Below are 10,124 nucleotides of genomic sequence, written 5' to 3'. Positions count from 1 at the left end.
TTCAGGATAAACGCCTTCTGGGCGTCCGAAAACTTCGAGGCCTTCATCGTCGTCGCTCCTCCCAGTCGAGGGATTTACGCAGCGCCAACTCTAGCCAAAAATGGTCCAGTTTGCCGGCCTCAGATCACCAGCACAAGTATCCCCAGACCGGTTTGTTGCTTGTAACGGACCGATGCGCGTCATATTGCCGCTATTGCTTTCGCAAGCGCCTAGTCGGCAAGGAGTCCGATGAAATTGCGCCCGATTTCGCAAGGGTCGCCCAATATATTCGCGACCACCCTGAAATGACGAACGTGCTGCTATCTGGAGGGGACCCATTCGTGCTCAGCACTGCCAAGCTCAATGAGATTCTTGATCATTTGCTCCCCATCAGACATTTGGAATCAATTCGATTCGGGACGAAAATGGTGGCCTATGAGCCCAAGCGTTTTGACGATTCCGCTCTACCGGCCTTGTTCCAACGACTCCAAAAAACGGGTAAGACTGCAGTAATCGTCACACACTTCGATCACATCGGCGAAATTTCGGGCTATGCGGTACGCCAAATTCAGTCCTTACGCGCACAGGGCGTACAATTCCTCAATCAGTCCGTTCTTCTCGCGAAAGTCAATGATGATCCCGAGGTGTTGGCGGCGACCTTTGCCAAATGTCATCAAATCGGAGTGCGTCCCTACTATCTTTTTCAGGGCAGGCCAGTCAAAGGCGCTTCGCACTTTCAGGTTTCATTGCGTCGCGGACTAGAGATTACGCGCGGCATCAACCAACGTCTCAGCGGCATCCAGAAGACATTCAAATACATCATGTCCCACTACACGGGAAAGATCGAGATCCTCGATCTGGGAGATGATGGTCGCGTGTATATGCGATATCATCAAAATAAGATGCCCGAAAAGATCGGGAGGATCTTTTCCCGGCCGCACGTGGAGGATGCTTGCTGGCTGGACGACTTGCCCGAGGGATGAGATCGGTGGGCGCGCAATGATGATTACTGCTGCAGAGCGCGGGGACTACCAAAGTCCGGCCGGTATACGGTCAGCGCGAGTGGTCTGTTAGCCGCGCCCTCCAGAGGAATGGCACCGTCGCAGTGACGTGGGTAGGATATTTGCATCATGTGCGAGCCGAGTGCGAGCTCGAGTGGCGGGCAAATGGTGTTGCTGCTTTCATTTCGTGAATGATCGAATGCAGTCATCAGTGGGGCGCGGTCAGTCCAGCGTCACCGGCAAGCGTAGTGGCTCCCGTGAGCAGGCGCGCAGAAATTACCGTGCCGCTCGGCGTAGCGCTGCCCGGGCGACCCTTGCTGCCGCCCTACATCTTGCCGACAGAGGTGCGCAGGTCGCTGTGCCAGAAGCATCCAAAATAGGGGTTGGAGCTTCGGGGGCGGGCTGGTTAACGCGGGCACGTGGAGCATGCGCAATATCCGAGTAGAAGTGCTGGGCTCACCATTGGGTGAACGGCTGATCGAACTAGGAATGCGAAGGTGAGAGCACCGGTACTCCGCATTGTGCCGTTGGAGGCAAGGGTTGCAGGAAATCGAGAGCCAATGGACGAGCAGCGTTGCTGCAATAGTGCGGACGAGACGCGCAAGACGATCAGCGACGAAAATAACACTGGTGCGCTGCTCGACAAGCCCCCGGCACGATAGAGCCGTTGGCTTACGTGCGCGGCCTGTGTCGACTCGCTCTCGCGGTTGGAGTTAGGGGCTTCACTGAGAGTGAAGGCATCGCCGCCAGCGGTACCGGTTCGCGCTGGAGGAATGGCGCGGCAACGGGATCTGAGAATGCCGAGTGGGTGATCATCGCTACCCGATGCTTACGGCAAGGGATCCTGGTCACAGATTCGATAGGAGCAGATCGCGACATTGTGCCCAAAGGCCGGCAACATTCCGTTGGCCTCCTGCTGGCATAAATCCTGCTCCGCCCTCAGAAAAGTTGGAAGGACCTCATGCCGTTTCGCAACTTGCCTCCGCTCGTTTTTGGCCAAGTCAAAATAAGTGTATCCTCCTACTGCAATCTTCATTGCAAACGCTGCTATGTTCCCGAACAGTATAGAAATCAATCTAGGAGACGCCGGGATCCATCACAGTTGACTATCAAGGAAATTACAAATTTCGTGGACCTCCTCGTTGAACGACATAGGTTGGAAAAAGTCATCGTAACCGGTGGTGAGCCGCTTCTCAAAATCGTGTTTCCGCGCTCTGCAGCCCTGATGGCACACGCTGCAAACAGACGGGGCATTCATGTCCAGCTGAACACTGGTGGACTTGGTCAGGTGCCAGTTCGTGATGTCGCATCAATCTTCGACGATCGCGACAAGCTTGCCTTTCAATTCAATTGTGATGCTGCAAACGCGCAGGCGCTTGACCGCGTTCAGACAAAGCGGGGAGTTCACAAAACGGCACTCCGGCAGATGGCAGAGGCAGTTAATTGCGGGGTCTTGGTGCAGGCTAGGATGATTGTGAATCGGCACAACATCCATGGGGCCTTAGACGCCTATCGCGCATTGTCATCGATCGGCGTCGACACTTTCAGAATCATGCCGATGTTCGCTGTAGGTGCCGCTCTCGACTACGAAGACGAATGTTTGGACTCGGCTGAGGAAGTTAGAGAACTTCAGACGGCACTAATCGCAATGGCTGCACAGGGCTCGACGCGCCTTGAGCTGCTAACGCCAATTCTCATCGAAGTGACAAAGCAGCCGCCGAACGTTCGATTCACCGAATGCAACTGTTATTTCGCTTCGGGCTATCTCTCTACGAACGGCGACCTCTATCCCTGTTCCTGCGCGATCGGTGATCCCGACAGCCATAAACTTGTTGTCGGAAACGTCCGGTACCCGGGGTTTGACCTAGAAACTGCTTGGGGAACCGCCCTTAAGAAATACCAGACGAACAGCTGCGCCAAGTGTCCGACTGCCCTTCTCAATCATATTGAGAGCCGTGCGCGTGCTTGCGCTTAGCCAACAGAACGGCGTACGCCACATGCCTTGACTTCAGCGGTAGTCGACGGTGCCACGGGGCCTTTCGATTACAGCTAAAAGTGGGTTTCCGGCAACGATCCGCGTCGATCAAGGCAGCGAGTTCGTTTTCGCGCGATCTTACCTGTGGGCCCATCAGCGCGGCGCCACGCTGGTCTTCTCGCCTCTCGCGGCTCGGAATGCCGACCGACAACGCCTTTATCCAGCCTCCAACTGCCGCTTCCTGGCCGAATGCCTCAACGCCCACTGGTTCATGCCCCTTCTGGAGGCCCGGAAAAATGTGGAGACTTGGCGCAATTGTCAAACCTGCATCGGAGTACCCGTCTGGCTATGCGATTGATGAGAAGAGGTTTCGCTGGTTGGGAGGCGATCCTGCGGAGGCTTTGGATTTGCCGCGCCCTTTGGTGATCGATTGAACGGCGGACGCTCTGAGGCGGCGCGGGCGAAGACCCAGTGACCATCCAACAGAGGATGAAGATATTGGATCTCTCCCGCTTTAGGCGCGAGCCGCAGCGTCTTGGATGCAATCTTCAGGATGAGCCAAGGCTTGATCCCGTCCTCCGCGGGCTTGAACACCGGGACACGGTACTTCGAGCTCATTGATGTGACGCGCACGCGGCTCCGGCGCTTGCCGTTGCCCGTCTAGCGGCCGTTGCGGTTGAGGAAGCCGCAATCAGTTCGTCGCTACCGATCAGCACCAGCTGACGCACGGCTTGGATGGCTCGGCAGAGGTGCTGCCGCGCTGTCCGCGCCGGCGCGTCGGCGAGGGCAGCTCGCTGTGGCGTCACCTCGTAGTGGACGACGAGAACGATCTCCGAGGCTACATCGGCCACGACTTTGTCGATCGGGATGCCCACGATGCACTTCTTCAGCCGTGCATTGGTTGTAGGCGCCGTTCAGACAGTCTTTAGATCAGTGGCCAGCGACGCAAGGCGTCGCTGGATCAGCGGCAGCCATCGGCCGTACGGTGTCTTGCGTTCCTCGCCACCAACCGGCTAGCAGGGGCAGCCGCATCGAATTGCTGCAAGGCCCGGTCGGCGCCATAGCACGCTGCTTCGACGTTGCGGCTGAGAGCATCGCGCATCTGATCGCGCCGTTCGCCGGCTTCCTTGGCGGCCGCGGTTGCAGCGGCGTAGCGCCCCGACGGAAAAGCAAGCAGTATCGACTGCATCATCGACGCGCAATCCGCGGAAGCCATGAGGGCCGTCGTTATCCATCCAGGCGCAGTTGTAGTGCGGGATATGGCGCCGCCACAACCAACTCGCCCCGGCGCGTCTTCTCGTAGCGGGCCGAGAGCGAGCGCTGGCGCAACGAATCCAGCTCGTACTCATTGAGGCAGCCTTTGAGCCCGAGCTGGAGGGGGCGGTGCCGTGGCTCGGCGCATAGATCGTCTCCTGATCGACCAGAACGGTATCGCCCACGCGTCTGCTGCCCGTCCCGGCTGTTGCTGGCGAAGCGCGATATTGCGGGAGCAAACCGCACCAGCCTTGCCGAGGCAAACTCCGCTACCATTCGCTCAAATCCGGCGGTCGCCGCCGGTGGCTGAACGACCCAGATCATCATCGATCACTTCTTCCTGCGACCACCCGAGCGCCATCAGCCGATCCAGAAAGCAGGGCGACTGATGGGATTCGATCTTTCAACGCCCCATCGACAAGCGGCAGAGGACGCTCAGGTGCGACCCTGGCTGAAGGCGCTATTCGCCAGACCGTCTTTCAAGGTTGTCGCGCTTGCGCAAGTCAACAAGACTTCGCGGATCATTTGCGCCCTTCTGGCGAAAGGCGGGACCTACCGGCACCCCAACCCGCTGTCGACTACTGCGGCCGCCGTCCGATGGACGCCAGTCGCCAAGGCGATCTGACCGGCGCAGGCCGGCAGAGGGCAAGGTGCAACAACAGCCGATGAACCACGGCACGAAATCCTGAAGCGAGTGAAGCTACTGCCCCCCATGCGCTAAAACGCGTGAACTTGATTTAGTTCCCCGTTGCGCGGATCTCATCGAGCCCAGCGGCCACGTGCCGCGCGCAAAGGCCGGGGATATGACGGCACGGTCCTAATGTGTGAAATCGGCTGAAGAAGCTCTTGCACGCCGGCCGTTCCACATATTGCGGGGCAGTGTCAGTGCCTCTGCAACAAAAACTGCCGGCCTTAGTAGGTTCTTTGTTCGCAGATTCTTAGATAGAGACTCGCCAGGAGCTGAATCGAGACAACGGTCTGGAATGCACCGTGATGAACCAGTCGCTGCAGTCTGGACGTTTGTCGCAAACTGAACGTGTTCAGTCCATTTCGCTCAATGAGATGCATGCACACGGATCCGCAAGATGAATGTTGACGTTTTCTCTGCTCATGAATCTAATGTTCGTCGCTATAGCCGCTCGTTTCCCACTGTCTTTACGAAGGCGCTTGGGGCGACGATTTGGGACGAGGGCGGCAAGAGCTATATTGATTTCCTTGTGGGGTCCGGCGCACTCAACTACGGGCACAACAATCCCAATATCCTTGCACCGGCAATTGATTATCTCGCGGGCGGGAACATTCTTTTGTCGCTTGATATGCACACAACGGCGAAACGTGAATTTATCGAAGTGTTTGTTGATACGATTCTGAAGCCGAGGGGTCTTTCGTACAAATTGCAATTTCCTGGACCGACTGGAACAAGCGCTAACGAAGCGGCGCTTGCGCTGGCCCGAAAATATACCGGCCGTTCCAGCGTCATGGCCTTTACAAATGCGTTCCACGGGATGTCACTTGGCTCCCTGGCTGTGTCAGGTTCAGCCTCTACCAGGGAGCTCGGCGGCGTGGCTCGCCACGATGTGATCCGCGTCCCCTATGACGGCTATGCAAACGGAGCTTTCGATTCAGCGAGTTACATCGACTACGTCCTGGGCGACCTCGGGAGTGGCATAGAAAAACCCGCCGCAATCATTCTGGAAACGATCCAGGCAGAAGGCGGCATGAACACTGCATCGGCACGTTGGCTCACGGATATTCAGCGCATCTGCCGTGACCACGGCATCGTTTTCATCGTCGACGACATTCAAGCAGGATCAGGCCGAACAGGTGATTTCTTCTCCTTCGAATTTGCAAAGATCGAACCAGACATCGTCTGTCTTTCAAAGTCGCTAAGCGGTTCGGGAAATCCGCTCTCCATGGTTTTGATTCGCCCCGACCTAGACGTATGGAAACCCGGAGAACATAGCGGCACCTTCAGAGGCAACAATCTTGCTTTCGTGACTTCAGGCGCCATGTGCAAAATGTGGTCAGACACCAAATTTACTCCTGGCGTCGAGCGGACAGCTGCCAAATTGCAACGACACCTTGATGATCTCGTCGCGAAATTCCCGAATTGCATTGAAGAAAAGCGAGGCCGCGGCCTGATGGCGGGTCTCAAGTGTCGCTCACACGCGATTGTCGACCGCGCACACGATATCGCGTTCGCAAACGGACTGCTGATTGAATCTTCGGGACCAAACCGAGACGTCATCAAAGTCCTCCCGCCGATAACAATCTCGGATGCCGAGCTCGACCGTGGCATCGCGATCCTCGAGCAGGCAATACAGGAGTAAGGCAATGGCAACTGCACAGCTGTCTCAAGTACCAGCGATCTCGCTTCTCACGACCAAGGAACGAACCGGCTCCATCAAACTTGGGGAGATCATCTCAATCCTAAAGGGTGAGATCACCGGCCTGCACATCAAACAGGCATTCAGTCCCGAGCTGGCCGAGGACATCACGACGAACTTTAATCGAAACCCCGGTCTCGAGGAGCGCAAAGATGGCGTTCCCGGCCGATATGTCGGCGCATCGCACTACAGGAGGAATGCAGCCACCTATTTTGCCGATGCGGAAAGTGCGCGTCCTTTCGTGGAAGCCCTTTTTGCGGATCTGGTAGATCCGGTCCGCGCGTTATTCGATGCGCTGAAAGGCGAGCTTCACAAACAGGGAGTTGAGTTGCGGCTGGCTCGCTCGGAGCACGGTCAAGCTAATCTTTGTCGTGCCATCTGCTGGTCTGGCGCAGGGATGTATTGCTTAGAGCCCCACGACGACGTCGCCCAAGTTCTATGTGCCGATAGCGAGATTCGGCCGGTGGCGAACAAAACGGTTGTAGCGCTGAATTTCTACCCCAGCATGCCCGATGAAGGTGGCAATCTGCGCATCTGGAGCCACAAACCGACAGAGAGTGACCGAAAATCGCAAGGCCTGGAGACTACAGGCTATCCCTTTTCGACAGCTTATCTTGAGGACCTTCCTTATCACGATTTTCAGCTCAAAGCAGGAGATATCGCGCTCATCGACGGCGGCTACGTTCATGGGGTGACCGGCCAATCAGGCAATGGCAAGCCTCGCCTTCTGCTGAACTGTTTTTTTGGGTTTGCGAGCCCAGATGTGGTTCTCTGGTGGACCTGAAGTCGGACTTGCACAGTCATGCTGGTAACATTGTGGCGACAAGGAGTTCTATCTATCGAATGTCCGGCATCAATTGGATAGCGTTGCCGCACGGACCCCTCGCCTGTTGGAATGCCGTCGCAGCGTGATAGGCGACCCGTCACAGTTCGTACGAAATGAAATGGGCATTAGGAACGATAGCAGCGCAAGTCGGTGGCGTCCTACGGCTGAACGTCGACTTTTGAAGCTTATTACGCCGTGTGAGGCTGTGCGTCACGCTTCTGTCTTAAGGTGGTCTGCTTGCAAGCGCAGTCCGCCCTTCGCAAAGCTGTACGGCTGCCCTTGCACCTGGTAAGCAAGACCGCTCTCCAAACCGTAGCAGTCTCCTCATGTGCCGCAGCGCGCAGACACGTTGAAACGCGTGGCTCCGAGCATATGCTGGCTCCTGATGATCACGACGATCCACCAACATGCGAACGGAACGGCGATCTAAGGCATCCTGGTTCAGAAACTCTGGGAGCCGGGTGACCTGCCACTGCATTTTCATCCAGCGGCAGTTAGAGTCTCGGGGTTTTGTACGCCAAGTGGCGCGGGTGGAGCAACGGACGATCGGCGGAGCTGGTCGGGGTTGCGCAGCCGATCGTCCGTTGCGGTGAGGTGGGCGGCGTAGGCCGCGGGAGTCAGGTATTTCAGCGACGAGTGGGGACGCTGGAGATTGTAGTCGGCGACCCAGTTGGCGATCTTGGCGCGGGCGTCATCGAGATCGAAGAACAGGGTCTCGTTGAGTAGCTCATCGCGCATCCGGCCATTGAAACTCTCGGCGAAGCCGTTCTGCATCGGCTTTCCCGGCGCAATGAAGTGCCAATCGATGGCTGCGTCCTTGCACCAAGCGAGCATGGCGTTGCAGGTGAATTCGGTGCCATGGTCGGACACGATCATTCTTGGCTTGCCGCGTCGCTGGACGATTGCCGTCAGTTCGCGGGCCGCGCGCCGCCCCGAGATCGACGTCTCCGGAATGGCGCCCAGGCATTCCTTGGTGACGTCGTCGACGATGTTGAGGATGCGGAAGCGTCGGCCATTGGCGAACTGGTCGTGGACGAAGTCCAGCGACCAGCGCGCGTTCGGCCTCGCCTCGACCAGGATCGGGGCACGGGTCCCCACGGCCTTGCGGCGAGCCCGCCGTTTGCGGACGGTGAGCCCTTCCTCGCGGTAAAGCCGGTAGATCCGGTTGATCCCCGATGGCTCGCCCTCCCGCCGCAGTAAGACGAACAACCGGCGATAGCCGAAACGCCGCCGCTCGTTGGCAAGATCGCGCAATCGGCCATGCAGAACTGCGTCCGGCGGGCGGCTGGAGCGATAGCGAATCATCTTCCGATCCGCCCCCACGATCGAGCAGGCCCGCCGTTCCGACAGGCTCATGACGGCCTGCAGATGCGCGATCGCAGCGCGCTTGGCGGCGGGCCCTACCATTTTTTTGAAAGGAGCTCGCGAAGTGCGGCCGCATCGAGCATCTGCTCGGCCAGAAGCTTCTTCAGCTTCCCGTTCTCCTCTTCCAAGGCCCTCAGCCGCTTCGCTTCGGAAACGTCCATGCCGCCGAATTTGGCCTTCCAATTGTAGATCGTCGCCTCGGAAACACCGTGCTTGCGAGCCAGGTCGGCTGTCTTCGCCCCAGCCTCATGCTCCTTCAATACCGCGATAATCTGCTCTTCCGTGAACCTTGCTCGCTTCATCTGTCCGTCCTTCTTCGGCCGGACTCTAACTCCTTCTGGAGGAAATACGCAGTGGCAGGTCACGGGTTGCTTTTAGCCCTCAACTTAACGCGTGCGTCAATAGCTTCGTCGGAGCGAGTCTACCGTTCCTTCCTTCGATCAAAGCTGTATTAAGAGCAAACTTGGGCGACTTGGGGCGGTGGGCCGATCGGCCCACCGGCATCGACCGTTAGATCGCCGAAAGACCAGGTTCTATTAACGTGCCGAAGGAGCGCACTGAGTTGTGGGACGCCGCATTGCGCGACACGGGCTCCAGCCTCGACCTCTCCAAGCACTGAATCCGGCAGCACAGTTCGTCGACGACGCATGTAACCGAGCCGCCGACCTTGCCCCACGGGCTTAATCCAGTTTGAAGTTGGTTCTGGCCCACGAGAAGGACCAGAGCATGAAGGCAGCCGCTTTTCGGAAGAGCAGAACATCGGGATTTGAAGGAGCACGAGGCCGGCGCCGCAAGCACGGCGTCAGCGACGCGAGCATCTACAAATGGAAGGCGAAGTTCGGTGGTATGGAGGTGTCGGAGGCCAAGCGGCTGAAGGCGCTGGAGGATGAGAACACGCGGCTGGGGCGGCTGCCATGCTCGACAATGTCGCGCTGAAGGACTTGCTGAGAAAGAATGTATGGTCCGCACCGTCCGTGCAAGGGTCGTAACAGCGAAAATGACGCTTCCAGTTGCATAAATGTATCCGGCCTCTCGCGAGCGGACTGCTGTTGCAGCCAGGCCATGATGAGATCCGCGCAGGCCGTTCCCAATAAATGGTTCGGGCACGAAGCCCGCTTTTTTGCACAGGGCTTACGGCATGTTGATCCACTGTTTCGTCATCACTGTTCCCGAGCCTTGCAATCTCGCCAGAAGTCGTCAGCTGAAAGCAGGATCCCTGCGTTCGTAGAGTGCTCCTGGCTTGTTCAAGACCACCCAGACAATGCGAGCCATCTTGGCGGCTAGTGCGACAACGGCCTTATTCGGATGCATCCGAGCTTGGAGCCCGTTGAGCCAGC

8 protein-coding genes and 3 pseudogenes are annotated in these 10,124 nt (G+C 57.7%); 6 read left to right on the top strand and 5 right to left on the bottom strand.

Translation table 11 applies throughout. The features are described 5' to 3' along the window. The 3 genes and pseudogenes from ACTEK7_RS36530 to ACTEK7_RS36520 form a co-directional block, all read left to right on the top strand. On the top strand, positions 1 to 962 hold a 962-nt coding region (locus ACTEK7_RS36530), incomplete at its 5' end, for a KamA family radical SAM protein (protein ID WP_225131512.1). Between the two features lie 979 nt (positions 963 to 1,941). After that, entirely contained in the window at positions 1,942 to 2,955 is a 1,014-nt protein-coding gene (locus ACTEK7_RS36525) for a radical SAM protein (RefSeq protein ID WP_225131513.1), read from the top strand. Positions 2,956 to 3,031: 76 nt separating this feature from the next. Next, positions 3,032 to 3,268, top strand: a pseudogene (locus tag ACTEK7_RS36520) (integrase core domain-containing protein); the annotation flags it as partial. Between the two features lie 5 nt (positions 3,269 to 3,273). Here the strand turns inward: ACTEK7_RS36520 and ACTEK7_RS36515 are convergent. The 3 genes from ACTEK7_RS36515 to ACTEK7_RS36505 form a co-directional block, all read right to left on the bottom strand. Continuing rightward, a complete protein-coding gene (locus tag ACTEK7_RS36515) occupies positions 3,274 to 3,573 on the bottom strand; it encodes a hypothetical protein (protein WP_225131525.1) in 300 nt (99 codons plus the stop codon). Beyond that, a complete protein-coding gene (locus tag ACTEK7_RS36510; protein WP_225131515.1) occupies positions 3,570 to 3,830 on the bottom strand; it encodes a hypothetical protein in 261 nt (86 codons plus the stop codon). Before ACTEK7_RS36510 ends, ACTEK7_RS36515 begins: the two co-directional genes overlap by 4 nt. 86 nt (positions 3,831 to 3,916) lie before the next feature. Continuing rightward, entirely contained in the window at positions 3,917 to 4,147 is a 231-nt protein-coding gene (locus ACTEK7_RS36505; protein ID WP_225131517.1) for a hypothetical protein, read from the bottom strand. Between the two features lie 1,147 nt (positions 4,148 to 5,294). Between ACTEK7_RS36505 and ectB the strand changes: the two genes are divergently transcribed. Then, positions 5,295 to 6,539: a diaminobutyrate--2-oxoglutarate transaminase gene (ectB, locus tag ACTEK7_RS36500; protein ID WP_225148793.1), complete on the top strand. Its 1,245-nt coding sequence runs from the start codon at positions 5,295 to 5,297 to the stop codon at positions 6,537 to 6,539. A gap of 4 nt (positions 6,540 to 6,543) precedes the next feature. Beyond that, the gene (locus ACTEK7_RS36495) at positions 6,544 to 7,380 is read left to right on the top strand and encodes a 2OG-Fe(II)-dependent halogenase WelO5 family protein (RefSeq protein ID WP_225131521.1); all 837 of its coding nucleotides are present in this window, start codon (positions 6,544 to 6,546) and stop codon (positions 7,378 to 7,380) included. 522 nt (positions 7,381 to 7,902) lie between these two features. Here the strand turns inward: ACTEK7_RS36495 and ACTEK7_RS36490 are convergent. Next, positions 7,903 to 9,089, bottom strand: a protein-coding gene (locus tag ACTEK7_RS36490; RefSeq protein ID WP_225148794.1) for an IS3 family transposase whose coding sequence is annotated in 2 segments (ribosomal slippage) — positions 7,903 to 8,837 and positions 8,837 to 9,089 — 1,188 coding nt in all. Because the reading frame shifts where the segments join, the coding sequence is not laid out codon by codon here. 381 nt (positions 9,090 to 9,470) lie between these two features. On the opposite strand from ACTEK7_RS36490, the pseudogene ACTEK7_RS36485 reads away from it, so the two are divergent. Beyond that, positions 9,471 to 9,746 (top strand): annotated as a pseudogene (locus tag ACTEK7_RS36485) (transposase); the annotation flags it as partial. Positions 9,747 to 9,984: 238 nt separating this feature from the next. Here the strand turns inward: ACTEK7_RS36485 and ACTEK7_RS36480 are convergent. Further along, positions 9,985 to 10,124, bottom strand: a pseudogene (locus tag ACTEK7_RS36480) (IS110 family transposase); the annotation flags it as partial.

The organism is Bradyrhizobium sp. JHI2711, assembly GCF_056156565.1.
The sequence above is the reverse complement of the archived record's forward strand: the minus strand, read 5'-3'. Positions and strand labels throughout refer to the sequence as shown.

Excerpts from the sequence above, each read along its gene's own strand:
- ACTEK7_RS36525 (WP_225131513.1), top strand. The coding sequence starts at position 1,942 with ATGCCGTTTCGCAACTTGCCTCCGCTCGTTTTTGGCCAAGTCAAAATA.
- ACTEK7_RS36515 (WP_225131525.1), bottom strand. The coding sequence starts at position 3,573 with ATGAGCTCGAAGTACCGTGTCCCGGTGTTCAAGCCCGCGGAGGACGGG.
- ACTEK7_RS36505 (WP_225131517.1), bottom strand. The coding sequence starts at position 4,147 with ATGATGCAGTCGATACTGCTTGCTTTTCCGTCGGGGCGCTACGCCGCT.
- ectB (WP_225148793.1), top strand. The coding sequence starts at position 5,295 with ATGAATGTTGACGTTTTCTCTGCTCATGAATCTAATGTTCGTCGCTAT.
- ACTEK7_RS36495 (WP_225131521.1), top strand. The coding sequence starts at position 6,544 with ATGGCAACTGCACAGCTGTCTCAAGTACCAGCGATCTCGCTTCTCACG.